Consider the following 19,266-nt stretch of genomic DNA (forward strand, 5'->3'; position numbering starts at 1 on the left):
GGGCACGGCTCCCAAGATTACCCGCGGAAGCAAGCGGGGTCAAAGGAATGGGAGGGGCGCACGCTGTGACGTGCGCCCCTCCCGTCCTACCTTGCATCTACCTCGCGACGACGTCGAGGCCGGATCAGCGGAGCTAGGGTCCCCGCGGGTCCCCGCAGCGAAGCGAGGAACCCGTGGGGTCTAGCGGAAGTCGCCGAAGTCCAGGTCCTCCAGCGGGATCGCCTCGCCCGAGCCCATGCCGAGCGTCGGGAAGTCGATCTCGTCGTAGCCGAAGCTCGGGTAGAGCTCGGCCTTGGCCTGCTCGGTCGGCTCGACCTTGATGTTGCCGTACCGGGGCAGGCCCGTTCCGGCGGGGATGAGCTTACCGAGGATGACGTTCTCCTTGAGGCCCAGCAGCGGGTCACGACGACCGCTCATCGACGCCTCCGTGAGCACGCGGGTCGTCTCCTGGAAGGAGGCGGCCGAGAGCCACGAGTCGGTGGCGAGCGACGCCTTCGTGATGCCCATGAGCTCCGGACGGCCGGAGGCCGGCTGGCCACCCTCCGCCACGGCACGGCGGTTCGCGTCCTCGAAGCGGGTGCGCTCCGCGAGCTCACCCGGCAGCAGGTGCGAGTCACCCGAGTCGAGCACGGTCACGCGCCGCAGCATCTGCCGCACGATGACCTCGATGTGCTTGTCGTGGATGTCCACACCCTGCGAACGGTAGGTCTCCTGGACCTCGTCCACCAGGTGCTTCTGCGTCGCGCGGGGCCCGAGGATGCGCAGCACCTTCTTCGGGTCGACGGCGCCCACGACGAGCTGCATGCCCACCGTGACCTGGTCGCCGTCCGACACCAGCAGACGCGCGCGCTTGGTGACGGGGTAGCGAATCTCCTCGCCACCGTCGGCCGGCGTGAGGACCAGGTGCCGCGTGCGGTCCGAGTCCTCGATGGCCACCGTGCCGGTGTACTCCGCGATCGGCGCCTCACCCTTGGGGGTGCGGGCCTCGAAGAGCTCCGTGACGCGCGGCAGACCCTGCGTGATGTCCTCCGCGGAGGCGACACCACCGGTGTGGAAGGTACGCATGGTCAGCTGGGTACCAGGCTCACCGATGGACTGCGCCGCGATGATGCCGACGGCCTCGCCGATGTCCACCAGCTTGCCGGTGGCCAGGGAACGGCCGTAGCACTTGGCGCAGGTCCCGACGCGCGACTCGCAGGTCAGCACCGAGCGCACCTTGACGCTCTCGATCCCGGCGGCGATCACCTTGTCGATGATCACGTCGCCGGCGTCCGAGCCCGCCTCGGCCACGACGTTGCCGTCCGCGTCCACGACGTCCATCGCGAACGTGCGCGAGTAGATGCTCGTCTCGACGCGCGGGTGCGGCACCAGCACGTCGCCGATGCGCTCGGCGACGGGCAGCGCGAGCCCGCGCTCGGTACCGCAGTCCTCCTCGCGGATGATGACGTCCTGCGACACGTCGACGAGGCGACGGGTCAGGTAGCCGGAGTCCGCGGTACGCAGCGCCGTGTCGGCCAGACCCTTGCGGGCACCGTGCGAGGCGATGAAGTACTCGAGGACGGACAGGCCCTCGCGGTAGTTGGACTTGATCGGGCGCGGGATGATCTCGCCCTTCGGGTTCGCCACGAGGCCGCGCATACCGGCGATCTGGCGGACCTGCATCCAGTTACCACGAGCACCCGAGGACACCATGCGGTACAGGGTGTTCCGCGCGTCGCTCTCGAGGTTCTCGCGCATGACCGACGCGATCTTGTCGGTGGCCTGGGTCCAGATCTCGATGAGCTCCTGACGGCGCTCGTCGTCGGTGATCAGGCCCTTGTCGAACTGGTCCTGGACCTTGAGCGCACGCTGCTCGTGCTCGTCCAGGATCTTGTTCTTGACGTCCGGCATCGCGACGTCGGAGATCGCGATCGTGACGCCCGAACGCGTGGCCCACTTGTAGCCGGCGTCCTTCAGCGCGTCGAGCGACGTCGCGACGTCGACCTTCGGGTAGCGCTCCGCCAGGTCGTTGACGATCGTCGAGAGCTCCTTCTTGCCGACGACACCGTTCTGGAACGGGTAGTCGACCGGAAGGGCCTCGTTGAAGATCGTGCGCCCCAGCGTCGTCTCGAACAGGAGCGTCTGACCGGGCTCCCAGCCGTCGGGGGCCTCGAAACCGCTGGTCGGCGGCACGAGGTCGTCCATCCGCAGCCGGATCTTCGCGTTGAGGTCGAGCGACCCGCGGTCGAGGGCCATGATCGCCTCGGCCTGCGACGAGAACACGCGGCCCTCGCCGTCGGCCTCCGGGCGGTCGGACGTGAGGTGGTGCAGACCGATGATCATGTCCTGCGAGGGCATGGTGACCGGACGGCCGTCCGACGGCTTGAGGATGTTGTTGCTCGAGAGCATGAGGATGCGGGCCTCTGCCTGCGCCTCCGCGCTCAGGGGCAGGTGGACCGCCATCTGGTCGCCGTCGAAGTCCGCGTTGAACGCGGCGCACACGAGCGGGTGCAGGTGGATGGCCTTGCCCTCGACGAGCTGCGGCTCGAACGCCTGGATGCCGAGACGGTGCAGCGTGGGGGCACGGTTCAGCAGCACGGGGTGCTCCTGGATGACCTCCTCCAGCACGTCCCACACCTCGCCGCGGGTGCGCTCCACCATGCGCTTCGCGCTCTTGATGTTCTGCGCGTGGTTGAGCTCCACGAGCCGCTTCATGACGAACGGCTTGAACAGCTCGAGCGCCATCTGCTTGGGCAGGCCGCACTGGTGCAGCTTGAGCTGCGGGCCGACCACGATGACCGAACGGCCCGAGTAGTCGACGCGCTTGCCGAGCAGGTTCTGGCGGAACCGCCCCTGCTTGCCCTTGAGCATGTCGGAGATCGACTTCAGCGGGCGGTTGCCCGGCCCGGTGACCGGACGGCCGCGGCGGCCGTTGTCGAACAGCGAGTCGACGGCCTCCTGGAGCATCCGCTTCTCGTTGTTGACGATGATCTCCGGCGCGCCCAGGTCGAGCAGGCGCTTGAGCCGGTTGTTGCGGTTGATCACGCGGCGGTACAGGTCGTTCAGGTCGCTCGTGGCGAAGCGGCCACCGTCGAGCTGCACCATGGGGCGCAGGTCCGGCGGGATGACCGGCACGGCGTTGAGCACCATCGCCGTGGGCGAGTTGGTCGTCGTGAGGAACGCGTTGACGACCTTCAGGCGCTTGAGCGCGCGCGTCTTGCGCTGACCCTTGCCGGAGCGGATGGTCTCGCGCAGCGACGCGGACTCGGCCACCAGGTCGAAGCTCTCGAGGCGCTTCTGGATCGCCGCGGCGCCCATCGAGCCCTCGAAGTACGTGCCGTAGCGGTCGACGAGCGTGCGGTACAGCATCTCGTCGCCCTCGAGGTCGGCGACCTTCAGGTTCTTGAACCGGTCCCAGACCCGCTCGAGGCGGTCCAGCTCGGCGTCCGCGCGCTTGCGCAGCTGAGCCATCTCACGCTCGGCGGAGTCGCGGACCTTGCGGCGCGCGTCCGCCTTGGCACCCTCGGCCTCGAGCTCAGCCAGGTCGCCCTCGAGCTTCGTGGCACGGATGTTGATGTCGTTGTCGCGGCGGTCCCCGATCTCCTTCTTCTCCAGGTCGATCTCGTTCTGAAGGTTCGGGAGGTCCTCGTGCCGCGCCTCGTCGTCGACCCACGTGATCATGTAGGCCGCGAAGTAGATGACCTTCTCGAGGTCCTTCGGCGCCAGGTCGAGCAGGTAGCCGAGGCGGGAAGGCACACCCTTGAAGAACCAGATGTGCGTGACCGGGGCGGCGAGCTCGATGTGGCCCATGCGCTCACGGCGCACCTTCGAGCGCGTCACCTCGACGCCGCAGCGCTCGCAGATGATGCCCTTGAAGCGCACGCGCTTGTACTTGCCGCAGTAGCACTCCCAGTCCCGGGTGGGGCCGAAGATCTTCTCGCAGAAGAGCCCGTCCTTCTCCGGCTTCAGGGTGCGGTAGTTGATTGTCTCGGGCTTCTTGACCTCACCGTGCGACCAGGCACGGATGTCGTCGGCCGTGGCCAGGCCGATACGCAGCTCGTCGAAGACATTGACGTCGAGCAAGATGTCCTACTTCCTCAAAACTTGTGGAATGTCCGCTAGTTCAGCTGGTCGCTGGATCAGATCTCGTCGACCGTGGCGGCAGAGTTGGGGCGGCGGGACAGATCGATGCCCAGCTCCTCCGCGGCGCGGTACACCTCGTCGTCGGACTCCTTCATCTCGATGGAGGTCCCGTCGCTCGAGAGCACCTCGACGTTCAGGCACAGCGACTGCATCTCCTTGAGGAGCACCTTGAACGACTCCGGGATGCCCGAGTCGGGGATGTTCTCGCCCTTGACGATCGCCTCGTAGACCTTGACGCGGCCCGGGACGTCGTCCGACTTGATGGTGAGCAGCTCCTGCAGCGTGTAGGCCGCGCCGTACGCCTCGAGGGCCCACACCTCCATCTCGCCGAAACGCTGACCGCCGAACTGCGCCTTACCACCCAGCGGCTGCTGCGTGATCATCGAGTACGGACCGGTCGAACGCGCGTGGATCTTGTCGTCGACCAGGTGGTGGAGCTTGAGGATGTACATGTAGCCCACGGCCACCGGGTCGCCGAACGGCTCGCCGGAGCGGCCGTCGAACATCCGCGCCTTGCCGTCCATGGCGACCATGCGGTCACCGTCGCGGTTCGGCAGGGTCGTGCCGAGCAGACCGCGCAGAGCGACCTCCTCCAGGCCGTCGAACACCGGCGTCGCCACCGGCGTCCCCGGCTCCGACTTGGACGCGACCTCGGGCAGGGTCTCCTTCCAGGAGAGGTCCTTGCCCTCCGCCAGGTCGATGTCCCATCCACGGCTGGCGACCCAGCCCAGGTGGGTCTCGAGCACCTGACCGACGTTCATACGGCCGGGCACGCCCAGCGGGTTCAGGATGACGTCGACCGGCGTGCCGTCGGGCAGGAACGGCATGTCCTCCTGCGGCAGGATCTTCGAGATAACGCCCTTGTTGCCGTGGCGACCCGCGAGCTTGTCGCCCACGGTGATCTTGCGGCGCTGGGCGATGTAGACGCGCACCAGCTGGTTCACGCCGGCGGGCAGCTCGTCGCCGTCCTCCCGGTTGAACTCGCGCACGCCGATGACCGTGCCGGACTCACCGTGGGGCACCTTGAGCGAGGTGTCGCGCACCTCGCGCGCCTTCTCGCCGAAGATCGCGCGCAGCAGGCGCTCCTCCGGGGTCAGCTCGGTCTCGCCCTTCGGGGTGACCTTGCCGACCAGCACGTCGCCGGCGCCGACCTCGGCGCCGATGCGGATCACGCCGCGCTCGTCGAGGTCCGCCAGGACGTCCTCGGAGACGTTCGGGATGTCCCGCGTGATCTCCTCGGGCCCGAGCTTCGTGTCGCGGGCGTCGACCTCGTGCTCCTCGATGTGGATCGAGGACAGCACGTCGTCCTCCACGAGGCGCTGCGACAGGATGATCGCGTCCTCGTAGTTGTGGCCCTCCCACGACATGAATGCCACGAGCAGGTTGCGGCCGAGCGCGAGGTCACCCTCGTCGGTCGCCGGGCCGTCGGCCAGCACGGAGCCGACCTCGACCCGCTGGCCCTCGTCCACGAGCACGCGCTGGTTGTAGCTGGTGCCCTGGTTCGAGCGGCGGAACTTCGCAGCGCGGTACGAGCCCGTGGTGCCGTCGTCGTTCGCGACCAGGACCAGGTCCGCGGAGACCTCGGTGACGACACCGGGCTTGGTGGCCATGATGACGTCGCCCGCGTCCACGGCCGCGCGACGCTCCATGCCGGTGCCGACCAGCGGCGCCTCGGAGCGCACCAGCGGCACGGCCTGGCGCTGCATGTTGGCGCCCATGAGCGCGCGGTTGGCGTCGTCGTGCTCGAGGAACGGGATCAGGGCCGTCGCGACCGACACCATCTGGCGCGGCGAGACGTCCATGTAGTCGATCTCGGCCGGCGGCAGGTCGTCGGTCTCGCCGCCCTTGGTGCGCACCAGCACGCGCTCGCGCTGGAACGTGCCGTCGGCGGAGAGCTCCGTGTTCGCCTGCGCGATGATGTGGCGGTCCTCGTCGTCAGCCGTGAGGTAGACGATCTCGTCGGTGACCTTGCCGTTCACGACCTTGCGGTACGGCGTCTCGATGAAGCCGAACGGGTTGATCCGACCGAACGACGCGAGCGAGCCGATGAGGCCGATGTTCGGGCCCTCAGGGGTCTCGATCGGGCACATGCGGCCGTAGTGCGACGGGTGGACGTCACGGACCTCCATGCCGGCGCGGTCGCGGGACAGACCACCCGGGCCGAGGGCGTTGAGGCGACGCTTGTGCGTCAGGCCCGCCAGCGGGTTGTTCTGGTCCATGAACTGCGACAGCTGCGAGGTGCCGAAGAACTCGCGGATCGACGCCACCACGGGGCGGATGTTGATCAGCGTCTGCGGGGTGATCGCCTCGACGTCCTGCGTCGTCATGCGCTCGCGCACGACGCGCTCCATCCGGGACAGGCCCGTGCGCACCTGGTTCTGGATGAGTTCGCCGACCGCACGGATGCGGCGGTTGCCGAAGTGGTCGATGTCGTCCGTCTCGACGCGGACCTCGATCGCCTTGCCGTCCTTCGTGCCGGGCATGGCGGCGTGGTCGGCGTGCAGCGCGGCGAGGTACTTGATCGTCGCGACGACGTCGGTCACGGACAGCGTGGAGTCGGCCAGCGGCGCGTCGACGCCGAGCTTCTTGCTGATCTTGTAGCGGCCGACCTTCGCGAGGTCGTAGCGCTTGGAGTTGAAGTAGAAGTTCTCGAGCAGCGCGCGACCGGCCTCGACCGTGGGCGGCTCGCCCGGACGGATCTTGCGGTACAGGTCGACGAGGGCCTCGTCCTGGGTGTGGACGTGGTCCTTCTCGAGGGTGTCGAGGATCGACGGGTAGTTCGCGAACTCCTCGCGGATCTCCGCCTCAGTGAGGCCAAGGGCCTTCAGCAGGACCGTGACGGGCTGCTTGCGCTTGCGGTCGACGCGCACGCCGACGGCGTCGCGCTTGTCGATCTCGAACTCGAGCCACGCGCCGCGCGACGGGATGACCTTCGCCGAGAAGACGTCCTTGTCGCTCGTCTTGTCCGGCGTGCGCTCGAAGTAGACGCCCGGGGAACGGACCAGCTGGGAGACGACGACGCGCTCGGTGCCGTTGATGATGAACGTGCCGCGCGCGGTCATGAGCGGGAAGTCGCCCATGAAGACCGTCTGGCTCTTGATCTCACCGGTCGTGTAGTTGACGAACTCGGCCGTCACGAACAACGGGGCGGCGAAGGTGAAGTCCTTCTCCTTGCACTCCTCCGCCGTGTACTTCGGCGGCTCGAACCGGTGGTTCGAGAAGGAGAGGGACATCGACTGTCCGAAGTCCTCGATCGGGGAGATCTCCTCGAAGATCTCCTCGAGGCCCGACGTCGCCGGGACGTCGGCCCGGCCGGCCGTGGTGGCGGCCTCGACCCGGGCCTGCCAGGCCGGGCTGCCGAGCAGCCAGTCGAAGCTCTCGGTCTGCAGCCCGAGGAGGTCGGGGACCTCGAGCGGCTCGTAGATCTTGGCGAAGGAGACGCGGCGGGAAGCGGTGCGATTCGCGATGGCGTCGGCGGACGGAACAGAAGGGGTGCGCGAGGCAGCCAAGAGGGGTCCTTCCCTGCAGTTCGATGGCACGCTGTACGCTCAGCGAGGCTGCAGGCGCCGGACCGCGGAGAAGGACCGTCCGAGGGGTCACGAAGGGGTGACCGCAGGGGCGGGGCTTCGTCGGCGGGGGAGGCGTCGGGGCACAAGCGAGCGCAAAGCGCTAGCATAGCCAGAACTTCGACGTTTGTCCACTCGCGCGGGCACACGAGCAGACGCCCTCGGTTCTGGCTCTTTGAGGACGTTCTCTCGGTGGCCGCCATATGCCGCCCAAGAAACGGTTGTCGTACCACCCTAACCCGTGCTAGCAAGCCCAGGCCAGGTGCCGGCGCGCGACGTCCGTCACGACACCACACCTCCACATCCGCGTGACGCCATGCCCATCGATGCGGCAGTTCGGGGACGGTGCGGCAGTTCGAACTGCCGCACCGTCCCGAAACTGCCGCATCGGCTTCCGCGCGCGGACGCAGCGAGGCCCGCACCCCTGGGGATGCGGGCCTCGCAAGAAGCGATGCGCGGCTAGGCCGCGACGATCACTTGAGGGTGACGGTGGCGCCGGCGCCCTCGAGAGCGGCCTTGGCCTTCTCGGCGGCGTCCTTGTCGGCAGCCTCGAGAACCGGCTTCGGTGCGCCGTCGACCAGGTCCTTGGCCTCCTTGAGACCGAGGGACGTGAGCGTGCGCACCTCCTTGATGACCTGGATCTTCTTGTCGCCGGCGGCCTCGAGGATGACGTCGAACTCCGTCTTCTCCTCGGCGGCGTCGGCGTCGCCGGCACCGCCGGCGGGGGCGGCCACGGCCACGGCGGCCGGAGCGGCGGCGGTGACGTCGAACTTCTCCTCGAAGGCCTTCACGAACTCGTTGAGCTCGATGAGGGTGAGCTCCTCGAAGGCGGACAGGAGCTCGTCGGTGCTGAGCTTCGCCATGATGGCGTTCCTTTCAATCAGTGGCCCGTGGTGCCTGTTGGCCGTCCACGCGATCCGTCTGGTGCGTCCTGGGGCCCGAGGGCCCGGCAGAAGCAGAGGGGGGTGGTGCTCGCCGCGCCGCCGTCAGGCGGCAGCGGCCTCCGATTCCTGCTTCTGACGCAGGGCATCGATGACGCGAGCGGCCTGGGCCGGCTTCGCGCTGAAGGCGTAGGCAGCCTGGTAGAGCTTGGCCTTCATCGCGCCGACCGTCTTGGCCAGCAGGACCTCGCGGGACTCGAGGTCCGCGAGCTTGGTGATCTCTGCAGCGGTCAGCGGGTTCCCGTCGAGGACACCGCCCTTGATGACCAGAGCAGGGTTCGCCTTGGCGAAGTCACGCAGGCCCTTGGCGGCCTCGACCGGATCCCCGGTCACGAACGCGATCGCGGAAGGACCCTTGAGGTCGGCCTCGAACGAGTCGATGCCGGCCTCCTTGGCCGCGATGGACGTCAGCGTGTTCTTCACCACGGCGTAGGTTGCGTTGCCGCTGAGCGACCGACGCAGCTCCTTGAGCTGCGCGACGGTGAGCCCGCGGTACTCGGTCAGCACGGCCGCGTTCGACTCGCGGAACTTGCCCGCGACCTCTGCGACTGCGGCTGCCTTGTCCGGCCTCGCCATGGCAATCCTTCCGGTGGTGGTGCCACCGGTACCCGCAAACGAGAAAGAGCCCCGGCGCAGGTGCGCACGGGGCTCGGAGCTCACAGTCAAGCTGTGTGATCGTCGTCGTGTTCGCCTGCGCAGGCCCCCGTACGTTCACGGGACTTCGGTCTTCGGCTTCCTGGGCGAGCCCGGGCAGCGTCTGACGACCGGCGGTCTTGGGTTACCCGAGAAGCGTACACGACGGCGGGTGGTGGGTCGGCACGCTCCTGGTGACGACCCACCACCCGCCCCGACCTGTCACGGCATGGCGTCGGCCGTCACTGCGACGTGAACGGGCGGTCGGGCCCTGGGGGGGCACGGCCGAGGCCGTGGCCGCAGCACCGACCACGGCCGTAGTGGCGAGCAGCAGACCAGCGATGATGCGGGTGGTACGTGTCTTCATCGAACGCCCTTTCCGTCGGATGTCGCCCGTGAACCGTGGGCCGCCGAGACGGCTCGCTCATCACACCGACGTCACCCCTCGGACGCAAGGGGTGGTCCACATCACAGGACGAGCGGCCCGAAGCAGACGAGCGGGACCGGCTCAGGCTCGTCCGCGACGGCGCGGGCAAGCGCCTCCCCCGGTCGCAGGCCGTCGCGCAAGCCCTCGTGCAGCGCAGGCATGACACGCACCGCGATGTCGTCTCGCAAGGGTGCGACGCTCGCGATCACGGCGCGCGCCCCCATGCGAAGCAGGACGCTCGTCAGGCCGAGCGGTTCGCCGCCGCGACGGATGCTCGCCGACCCGACGTCACAGGCCGAGAGGACGACCACCGAGCGCGAGAGATCTCTGCCGTCGAGCTCGTGGGCGAACAGTGGCCCGTCGGCGAGCAGGACGCTGGAGAAGACCGGGTTGTCCGGCTCGTGGGTGCCGTGGGCCGCCAGGTGCACGACAGGGGCTTGCTCGATGGCGTCGGACACCGCCGCGCACGTCGCGTCGTTCCCCACCAGAGCGCTCGCGCCACTCCCCCAGACCCGTGCCACCTCGGCTGCCTCGGCGCTCGCATGCCTCAGTCCGGGTCCAGCCACGGCCAGCCCTGGGCCCGCGGCCCATCCCGCGTCCCCACGGGTCACCCACGAGTTGACGACCGTCGAGACCCCTCGACGGGAGGGCAGAAGCGACCAGGGGACCGACACCAACCGGTCTCTGGCGGCGACATAGGCGGGCCCCTCGACCCCGGCACCCCGGACCAGAGCGTCGTCCAGCCACGTGAGCCCGCGGGCAAGAGACTGGGACGCCGACACTCGCAGCGACGCCGGGAGCAGTGGGTTGGAGAGCACCTGGAGGTCCGCACGCACGCGCCGCACCTGCTCCAACGTCGGCTCGAGCGGCGCGAGGTCGAGAAAGCGCGTGGTGTGGCGGTCAATGCGTACTGCACACACGCGATCCCTGATCATCATGAGTTCCAGGACCGTGCGGTCCGACTCCTCGGCCCGGAGAACCGCACGGAGCTCGCGAGCCGAGGTCGGCCGCGGGACGCTGGCGTGGCCGTCGGCATGCCACGACCGCTCGCGGGCCTGACTCTGCAGCCGGCGCGCGTTCCTCCGGAGCCGCCCCTGCTCGACCGCAGAGTCCGGGTCGCCCTCGAGCTGCCGGGCCCGCTCGGCGAGCCGCCGGGCAGCTCCGACCATCGCGGCCATCTCGGGGTCTTCCGGCGGTCGAACGCGTCCCGAACCCGCAAACGTGGCACGCCCCCGCTCGACCGCGTCGAAGACCGCGTCCGCACGACCCGAACGAAGCGCCGCGTCCAGGTCGACGGCCTGCAGGCGGATGCCGTGCGCGGAGGCCGCCGTGACCGCCTCGACGGCTCCCAGTCGCTGCCGCTGCCGGGCGAGCAGCCGGTGGCCCTTGCGCACGGCGGCGAGCCCGGCGCGGCGGTCCCCGTCCTCGTAGGCACACAGGGCGCGAACCACCTGGGCACGCAACTGCGTGCCCAGGGACAGGCCGGGCGCGGGAGGGAGATGGTCAAGACGTTCGACCGCATCGCCACGATCACCGCCACGGACCGCTGCTTCGGCAGTGACCAGCTCGAGGTCGACCGCCAACCGATCCGCGCCGGGCAACGCCCGCGCACGCTCCCCGAGCTGTGCCGCGTCCTGAGCGAGGCGGAGGAACGCACTGGGTGAGGCGCCGCCGTCCACGAGGAGACCATGCCGAGCATCGACGGTGATCAGTCCGGCCCGCAGGTCGAGGAGGTCGTGGCCGGCCCGGCGCGCTCGGCCCTGTACCCGTCGGGAGATGGTCATCGCCTCGTCGTAGCGTCCCAAGCCCACCAAGCACCGGGCCTGCCCGACCTGGGCATCGATCAGGTCGCGCCAGCCGTGCGTCTCCGCGAGGAGCGTCGCCGCCATGCCGAGAGCGTCCTCGGCCTCCGTGAGAAGACCGGCCTCATAGAGAACGGCCGACTTGTCCATCAGGCCGATGCCGGCATGCTCGGGCGGCGCGTCCTTCGCTGCCGCGTCCATTGATCGGAGCGCCAGGGGCAGGTCCCCACCAAGGAACCATGCATATCCCAGGTTGTGCTCGGCCATGAGCCGAACTGCCGTCTCGCCGACTGCCTGGGCGAGGTCGCGCCCCCGTGTCAGATCCCCCACTGCGACCTCGAGCTCGCCGGTCTCGAGGCACAACCAGCCCCTATTGATCAGCACCGGGATCAGGTCACGGTCGTCGGCCACGCCTTCGAGGGCCGCGTCGAGCTCGCGCCGCGCGCCCCGGAGATCGCCCATCCGCATCAGCTGAAGCCCCCGGTGGCCGCGCACGACCGCGAGCATCGAATCGTCGTGCGCGGTCAGCGTGAGCGCTTCAGCGGTATCGAGGAGGTCTGTGACGGTGTCACGCGTAGCCCCACGCTCGTATTCGCAGGTTGCGATCCCGACGAGGATGCGGGCGCGGACGCGGACGATCTCCGGGTTCTCCGCGGAGCCCAGGCGATCGAGTCGACGTAGCGCAGCTCGGTAGGTACGAAGCGCAATTCCGAAGCGTCGGTGCGTTCGTGCGCTCGCCCGAGCCCGTTCGACCTGGTCCAGCACGGCATCGAGCCCGTCCACGCCTCACCTCATGTCGTCGCCCTGGATGCCCGGCTCACCTCCGACCGACAGTCCACCGGTCGCGTCGGTGATCGCCGACCAGATCTGCTGCACCCTCGTCGTCACGAGGGTATCGGCGTCGGTCTCGTCACCCAACGCGCGGGAGTCCTGGCGCAAGGCCAGAAGTTCACGAGCGATCTCTCCGGCCAAGACAGGTGCGGCGAACGAGGTGCCGCTCCAGGTTGCGAACCCACCCTGGAAGCCCTCGGGATCGATGGTCGACCGGTACTGGTCCGAGTGCCGCTCCTTCAGGCGCAGCGAGGGCGTGATGGGGCCGTCGAGCGTCGTCGGTACGGTGCTCACAACACCGGCCCCCGGCCGCAAACACGTCACCCACGGTCCGTCGTTGCTGAAGAGCGCAGTCGTCCCGTCGGGGTTCAGCGCACCCACCGTCAGGATCGGCGGGCGCTCGGGTGATGTGTCACCCGCGTCGGTGATCGTCGGGGGTGCGGATCGTCGATCGACCTCGGGAGCGAAGGCCGCGGGGAACTCCGGTCGTGTCTCGCCGTCGTTGCCTGCTGCGACCACAACGGCGACGCCGGAGTCCCGCAGCCGGGCGAGCACCGATCGGAGCGGGTGATCCCACCGCATGTCCTCAGGACGCTCGTGGTAGTAGCCCATGGAAAGCACCACCACGTCCACCGCCACGTAGCCGTCGGCTCCTGCCAACCCACGGTCGTGGAAACGCGCGAGACGACGAAGCGACTCTATGACGTCGGACTCGGCAGCGACACCGGACCCACCGACCGTTCGCACGGGGAGGATCAAGGCATCCGGGCAGATCTGGTGCACGATGCCCGCGATGAACGTCCCGTGACCCGCGACCGGATCGAGCGGACCGGTCAACGGGGAAGTGCTCGCCCCGCCGATCTCTGCGTCTTCCTCCGGGAACCGGGGGGCTGGATAGGTGCCAATCGGCTCGCCCCCGAGCAGGGCGTCGCGGATGACGATGTCGTTACCGTCAGATGAGCCGTCCGCGCTGTAGGTACCGAACCAGTCGTGAGTGCCGATGCCCGTGTCAAGAACCGCCACGACCGGACGCCGGGCACCGTCCGGGACGCGCCACACATCACCGTCGTCGCGTACCCGCCGGACCGGTGGCCCCCCGAGCCAACGGACCGGCGTCCGGCCTCCCGATCCCGCCACCCCGTACTCGGCGAGTCCTTCGGACGTGTGCGTCGAGAACGGATGGGTCGAGAACGGATGCGTCGAGAACGGATGCGTCGAGAACGGATGCGTCGAGAACGGATGCGTCGAGAAGGGGTGCGTCGAGAAGGGGTGCGTCGAGAACGGCAACGCCGACATCACATGGTCCAGGCTGAGCGACCATGCCGTCGACTCGTCGTCACCGTCGGCCTCGAGCGCCTCCCACGCGTCCGGCTGCGCGTCCTGGCGCTCGGGGAGCAGCCGGAGGACGAATCCGTGCTCCTCGTCCACGGCCCCGAACAGGTCGTCCTCGGATGCCTGGGCGTCAGGCTGGTACCTCACCTGAAGGCCGAGCCGGCAGCCCTGGCGACGTGCCTCCCGCTCGACACGTGTCGCCGCGGCATCGTCGTCCGGGTACTGCACGTCGAGGAGCCGTGGCCGGGGATCCTCGCTCCCCGGACGTCGAACACGCTCGCGCAGGCCGCTCGGCAGTTCCCCGTGCACGATCACGCGATCGGCGACGTACCAGGTGGGGTCGACCGCCCGGCGACCCGGTCGCGCACGCAGCGCGTTCGGGTCGAGGTAGCGCATCGGTGGGTCGACGGGTCGCTGCGACGGCCGGTTTGGGCCGCTGGGCGTCTCGGTCACGTGTCCTCCTTGTCACGGGCGCGCCGCAACGGCGCGTCATCAGTGGAGAGCGCCCCGAGGCGCTCGCGAGATCAGAGCTCGATGACCGGGGTGGCGACGGTGACGTCGTCACCGTCGGCGAGGCGCACGAGCAGGCTGGTGGGGCCGCGGTCGACGGCGGTGAAGGCGAAGCGGCCGTCGGCGTCGGTGGTCGTGGTGCGCTCGCCGTCGGGCTGGCGCAGCTCGACGACCAGCGTGTCCGCGGGCGCCACCCAGCCGTCCACGCGCACGTGGGCGCCGTCGTCGTCCAGCGAGAGGGCGACCATCACGGTCAGCCGCTCGTGCGTGAACGTGATGGTGCGCGCCTCGAGAGGCGTGGTGTCGCCGCGCACGGAGCCGACGGGGGCTTCGATCTCCTGCAGCTCCATCACCTCGGCCTCGAGCCGCGCGAGGGTCATCGCGAACATCGACCGCTCCACGAGGCCGTCGGGCACCGGGTCCACCGCCCGGACGACGCGACCCAGGCGGTCCAGGACGGCGACGTCGCGCTCGTCCATCGGCTCGTCCTCGCCGGGCACGGGCGCACCCCACGCGTTCTCGTGCTTCCTGCTCATGTCCACGAGGCCTCCCCCTGCTCGGTGAGGACGGCGCGCAGCTTCGCCAGGCACCGTCCCCGTGTGGCACCGATGCTTCCCACCGGCATGCCGATCGACGCCGAGATCGCCTTGTAGTCCGGGCGGTCGGCGAGCGAGACGAGTCGCAGCAGCTCCTGGCAGCGCGCCGGGAGCCGACGGAGCGACGACCAGAGGATCCGATCGCGCTCGTCGTTCAGCACCTCGGCCTCCGGCCCCGGGCCGGCGTCCGGCAGGGCCGCGGCCCCCTCCGTCACGTCGTCCGGCAGCTCGGTGCGTCGGCGCAGGTCGGCGCGCCCCTTACGCACCGTCTCCCACGCCGCCCGCCGGGCCGTCACCAGCAACCACTTGAGCACGGCCTTCGGCTCGGCGATCGTGTCGGCGTGCCGCACGAGGGCCGCCCACGTGGACTGCACCACGTCGTCGGCCACGTCGCGGTCGACGCCTTGAGCGCGGACCGTGTGCCACAGCAGCGGTGTGGCCTCACGGACCAGGTCCGTGAGCGCGTCAGCGCGGCCGTCGCGATACTCCAGCAGCGCCCGGGCCGCCCGGTCACCCAGGCTCTCCTCGGCGTCGGTCCCACCGAGAGGGTCCTCCGTGGCTCGTGTCATGGCAGATCGCACCTCGTGAGGGCTCGTCGAGTGTCCGGGGCCGCTGCGCCCCGGAACCTCCGAGCCTACGGCCTGCGCCCTCGGCGCAATACGACCGGGTTGCATCGCCATGCAAGTCCCTCCTCCGCGCGCGTGCCGGTGCGGCGTACTCGTCATCGCCCGGGAGAGAGGGCGGCCCGCGCCGCGTGATACACGCGGCGCGGGCCAGTGTCCTGCTGGTTTCGTGCGGCTTCGGTCGAGCCGGACCTCACCCTCCGGTCGCCAGCCGCCCGCCGATGACGTCCGCGACCTCGTAGCCGTTCGTCGCGTCCCAGTTGATCGACCAGGTCATGACGCCGCCGATCGGGCCGTAGGGCTCGTCCGGGCTGAAGGCGCCGCAGCCGGTGCCGGCCTCCAGGCAGTCCAGGGCGCTGACGACGTTCGCGAGCGGCTGGTAGCCGCCCCCGGCCGCGCTCGGGACGGCGGGGACGCCGATGCCGACCTGATCCGGCCGCAGCCCCATCTCCAGCTGGATACAGGACAGGGCGGTGAGGAAGTCGACCGTGCCCTGCTGGTAGACCTGCTGGTCGCACCCGAGCATCGACCCCGAGTTGTAGTACTGCGTGTTGACGATCGTGAGGATGTCCTTGATCGCCAGGGTCAGCTGGTAGTACCCGGAGCTCGTCGACTGGTAGTCGATCGTCTGGGGCGCCATCGTCAGGACGAGGTCGTCGCCGGCCTTCGCCGACAGCTGGTGCAGGGCGTCCCCCATGTGCTCGGCGTCGATCCCGTGCTCGAGGTCGATGTCCACGCCGTCGAAGCCGTACTCCTGCATCAGCCCGTACGCGGAGTCGGCGAAGGCCGCCGCCTCCGCCGGGCTCGAGACGACCACGTTGCCCTTCTCTCCCCCGACCGACAGCACCACCTTGCGGCCCTGGGCGTGCATCGCCGCGATGTCGTCGTTGAACTGGGCCTCGGTGTACCCGCCGAGCTCCGCGCTCGCGAGCTCGAACGTGATGCCGCCGGGGGTGTCGGCCAGGTTCTCCGCAAAGGCGATCGCCACGAGGTTGTACGCCTCCGGCACCTCGGAGAGCGGCAGCGTCGCCGACCCGTTGTCGAAGTTCTGCCAGTAGCCGGTGAGCCAAGGCCCGCCGGCAGCCGCGTCCCCCTCGTCCGCTGGCGCGCTCGACGCCGCCGCCACCACGGAGCCGGTCAGCGCGATCGCGACCGCGCTCGCCGCGGCGACCAGCCCGCCGAGCAGCTGGCGGCTGCGCGCGCCGCCCGCTCGGTCGACCGGCCGCACGGCAGATCTCGAAACAGGTCTCACGATGTGCTCCCTCGTCGAGTGGTCCGGATCACTCGACGCTAGGACCGCGAGGGGCGCGGCGGCATGAGGGATACCACGTGACCTGCGCGCCGCTGGGTCAGGGAGATCGCGTATGCCCCCGGGCCGCTGTGCCCTGGGGGACGACGACGGCCCGGCACCCTCGCGGGTGCCGGGCCGTCGTCGGTGGTTCAGCGGGTCCCTGCCGGGATCACGCCTCGATCAGGCGTGGATCACGCGTCCTCGAGGAGCCGCGTGGTGCGCGACTGGTCGAGCGGGATGCCCGGGCCCATCGTCGTCGCCATCGTGGCCTTGGTGATGTACCGGCCCTTCGAGGACGTCGGCTTGAGACGCAGGACCTCGTCGAGCGCAGCGGCGTAGTTCTCCACCAGCGCCTTCTCGTCGAACGACGCCTTGCCGATGATGAAGTGCAGGTTCGAGTGCTTGTCCACCCGGAACTCGATCTTGCCGCCCTTGATGTCGGTCACGGCCTTGGCCACGTCCATCGTCACGGTGCCGGTCTTCGGGTTCGGCATGAGACCGCGGGGGCCCAGCACCTTGCCCAGTCGACCGACCTTGCCCATGAGGTCCGGCGTCGCGACGGCGGCGTCGAAGTCGGTGTATCCGGCGGCCACCTTCGCGATGAGCTCGTCGCCACCGACCTCGTCGGCGCCGGCCGCGATGGCCTCCTCGGCCTTGGCCGCGTTGGCGAAGACGAGCACGCGGGCCGTCTTGCCGGTGCCGTGGGGCAGGTTGACCGTGCCGCGGACCATCTGGTCGGCCTTGCGGGGGTCGACGCCCAGGCGGAACGCGACCTCGATGGTCGCGTCGTACTTGACCGTCGCGGTCTCCTTGGCGAGGCGGATCGCCTCGAGGGGGGCGTACAGGGCGTCGCGGTCGATCTTCTCCGCCGCGGCGCGGTATGCCTTGCTGCGCGTTGCCATCTGCTTCTCCTTCTGCAGTCGTGGTGAGCGGGCCCGCGCGGGCCCTGCCACGTGCCCGACGCCGATCGCCGGGACTTGCACGCACCACCCGGACTGCGATCAGGTCACAGCCCGGGCGGTGCGTCCTCGGATCACTCCGAGACGGTGATGCCCATCGAACGAGCGGTGCCGGTGACGATCTTCATCGCGGCGTCGACGTCGTTCGCGTTGAGGTCCTGGAGCTTCGTCTGGGCGATCTCACGGACCTGGTCCTGGGTGAGCTGCGCGACCTTGACCGTGTGCGGCGTCGCGGAACCCTTGGCCACACCGGCGGCCTTCTTGATGAGCTCGGCGGCCGGCGGCGTCTTCGTGATGAAGGTGAAGGAGCGGTCCTCGTAGACCGTGATCTCCACCGGCACGACGTTGCCGCGCTGCGACTCGGTGGCCGCGTTGTAGGCCTTGCAGAACTCCATGATGTTCACGCCGTGCTGACCGAGCGCGGGGCCGATCGGCGGGGCGGGGGTGGCCGCACCGGCGTTGATCTGGAGCTTGATGAGGCCCGAGACCTTCTTGGACTTGGGAGGCATGTTGCGTTCCTTGCTTTCTGTTCGTGGGCCGACGCCGTGGGCGATGACCCGGTTGCAGTGCCGTCGTGCCTTGCGGAGGCCTGCGAGGTTTCGACAGGCTCAACCGGCGAAGACGATCAGATCTTGGCGACCTGGTTGAACGACAGCTCGACCGGGGTCTCCCGGCCGAAGATGGAGACGAGGACCTGGAGCTTCTGGGCCTCGGCGTTGATCTCGGAGATCGTGGCAGGCAGCGTGTCGAACGGGCCGTCGGTGACGGTCACGGACTCGCCCACCTCGAAGTCGACCTCGACCGGGGTCTTGGCCGTCGCGCCACCGGCACCCGCGCCCGACTTGCCCGACTCGGGGGTCGCCTCGACGAACACCGGCGCCAACATCGAGTAGACCTCGTCGAGCGTGAGCGGCACGGGCTGGTGCGTGTGGCCGACGAAGCCGGTGACGCCCGGCGTGTGACGCACCGCGCCCCACGACTCGTCGGTGAGGTCCATGCGCACGAGGACGTAACCGGGGATGCGCACGCGGCGGACGGTCTTCTTCTGCGCGTTCTTGATCTCGGTCACCTCTTCCATGGGGACCTCGATCTGGAAGATGTAGTCCTCCATGTTCAGGCTCTGGATGCGGTTCTCCAGGTTGGCCTTCACGCGGTTCTCGTACCCGGCGTACGAGTGGATGACGTACCAGTCGCCGAGCTGTGTGCGTAGGGTGCGGCGGAACTCCTCGGCCGGGTCCTCGACGACGTCGCCATCGGCGTCCGAGGGACGCTCCTCGTCGGCAGCGGCCTCGGTGGCCTCGGCCTCGTCGGCAGCGGCCTCGTCGGCGACGTCCTCTACGACCTCGGGCTCGTCGGCGACGTCCTCTGCGACCTCGGGCTCGTCGGCGACGTCCTCTGCGACCTCGGGCTCGTCGGCAGCAGCTTCCTCGGCGACCTCGGCGTCGCCCTCAGGCTCGACGTCCGTCGCCGGGTCCGTGGCGGTGTCCGCGGGCACGTCGAGGTCCGCCGCGACGCCGTCGGCGTCGGGCTGGGTGGGGTCGACGTTCTCCGTCTGGTCCAGCGGATCCTGGGACACGAAAGAACCTGCTTTCTGGAATCTTCTTGCTTCGGTGGTCGGACGTCCGGCGGTCGG

12 protein-coding genes are annotated in these 19,266 nt (G+C 69.4%); all 12 read right to left on the bottom strand.

The genetic code is table 11. The features are described from left to right. Positions 1-180: 180 nt before the first annotated feature. Positions 181-4,062 (bottom strand): DNA-directed RNA polymerase subunit beta', encoded by a 3,882-nt coding sequence (locus AC1C2V_RS05765; RefSeq protein ID WP_495388629.1) that lies wholly within the window; start codon positions 4,060-4,062, stop codon positions 181-183. A gap of 56 nt (positions 4,063-4,118) precedes the next feature. Then, positions 4,119-7,631, bottom strand: a complete 3,513-nt coding sequence (rpoB, locus tag AC1C2V_RS05770) for a DNA-directed RNA polymerase subunit beta (RefSeq protein WP_495388630.1) — start codon at positions 7,629-7,631, stop codon at positions 4,119-4,121. 530 nt (positions 7,632-8,161) lie between these two features. Next, positions 8,162-8,551, bottom strand: a complete 390-nt coding sequence (gene rplL / locus AC1C2V_RS05775) for a 50S ribosomal protein L7/L12 (protein WP_495388631.1) — start codon at positions 8,549-8,551, stop codon at positions 8,162-8,164. A 123-nt stretch (positions 8,552-8,674) separates the two neighbouring features. Further along, a complete protein-coding gene (rplJ, locus tag AC1C2V_RS05780) occupies positions 8,675-9,205 on the bottom strand; it encodes a 50S ribosomal protein L10 (protein WP_495388632.1) in 531 nt (176 codons plus the stop codon). Positions 9,206-9,730: 525 nt separating this feature from the next. Further along, complete coding sequence (locus AC1C2V_RS05785; RefSeq protein WP_495388633.1) at positions 9,731-12,274, bottom strand: CHAT domain-containing protein; 2,544 nt, start codon at positions 12,272-12,274, stop codon at positions 9,731-9,733. A 3-nt stretch (positions 12,275-12,277) separates the two neighbouring features. Next, entirely contained in the window at positions 12,278-14,107 is a 1,830-nt protein-coding gene (locus tag AC1C2V_RS05790) for a S8 family peptidase (protein WP_495388634.1), read from the bottom strand. Between the two features lie 71 nt (positions 14,108-14,178). Beyond that, positions 14,179-14,700: a hypothetical protein gene (locus AC1C2V_RS05795; RefSeq protein WP_495388635.1), complete on the bottom strand. Its 522-nt coding sequence runs from the start codon at positions 14,698-14,700 to the stop codon at positions 14,179-14,181. Next, complete coding sequence (locus AC1C2V_RS05800) at positions 14,697-15,329, bottom strand: RNA polymerase sigma factor (RefSeq protein ID WP_495388636.1); 633 nt, start codon at positions 15,327-15,329, stop codon at positions 14,697-14,699. Before AC1C2V_RS05800 ends, AC1C2V_RS05795 begins: the two co-directional genes overlap by 4 nt. Positions 15,330-15,576: 247 nt before the next feature. Further along, a complete protein-coding gene (locus AC1C2V_RS05805; RefSeq protein ID WP_495388637.1) occupies positions 15,577-16,611 on the bottom strand; it encodes a chitinase in 1,035 nt (344 codons plus the stop codon). 254 nt (positions 16,612-16,865) lie between these two features. After that, on the bottom strand, positions 16,866-17,576 hold the full coding sequence (rplA, locus tag AC1C2V_RS05810) for a 50S ribosomal protein L1 (protein ID WP_495388638.1): 711 nt from the start codon (positions 17,574-17,576) through the stop codon (positions 16,866-16,868). A gap of 131 nt (positions 17,577-17,707) precedes the next feature. Then, positions 17,708-18,142 (bottom strand): 50S ribosomal protein L11, encoded by a 435-nt coding sequence (gene rplK, locus AC1C2V_RS05815; protein WP_495388639.1) that lies wholly within the window; start codon positions 18,140-18,142, stop codon positions 17,708-17,710. Positions 18,143-18,258: 116 nt separating this feature from the next. Further along, on the bottom strand, positions 18,259-19,209 hold the full coding sequence (gene nusG / locus AC1C2V_RS05820; RefSeq protein ID WP_495388640.1) for a transcription termination/antitermination protein NusG: 951 nt from the start codon (positions 19,207-19,209) through the stop codon (positions 18,259-18,261). Positions 19,210-19,266: the final 57 nt, after the last annotated feature.

The organism is Isoptericola sp. Y541 (assembly GCF_059445465.1).

Excerpts from the sequence above, each read along its gene's own strand:
- rplJ (WP_495388632.1), bottom strand. The coding sequence starts at position 9,205 with ATGGCGAGGCCGGACAAGGCAGCCGCAGTCGCAGAGGTCGCGGGCAAG.
- AC1C2V_RS05800 (WP_495388636.1), bottom strand. The coding sequence starts at position 15,329 with ATGACACGAGCCACGGAGGACCCTCTCGGTGGGACCGACGCCGAGGAG.
- rplK (WP_495388639.1), bottom strand. The coding sequence starts at position 18,142 with ATGCCTCCCAAGTCCAAGAAGGTCTCGGGCCTCATCAAGCTCCAGATC.
- AC1C2V_RS05795 (WP_495388635.1), bottom strand. The coding sequence starts at position 14,700 with ATGAGCAGGAAGCACGAGAACGCGTGGGGTGCGCCCGTGCCCGGCGAG.
- rplA (WP_495388638.1), bottom strand. The coding sequence starts at position 17,576 with ATGGCAACGCGCAGCAAGGCATACCGCGCCGCGGCGGAGAAGATCGAC.
- rplL (WP_495388631.1), bottom strand. The coding sequence starts at position 8,551 with ATGGCGAAGCTCAGCACCGACGAGCTCCTGTCCGCCTTCGAGGAGCTC.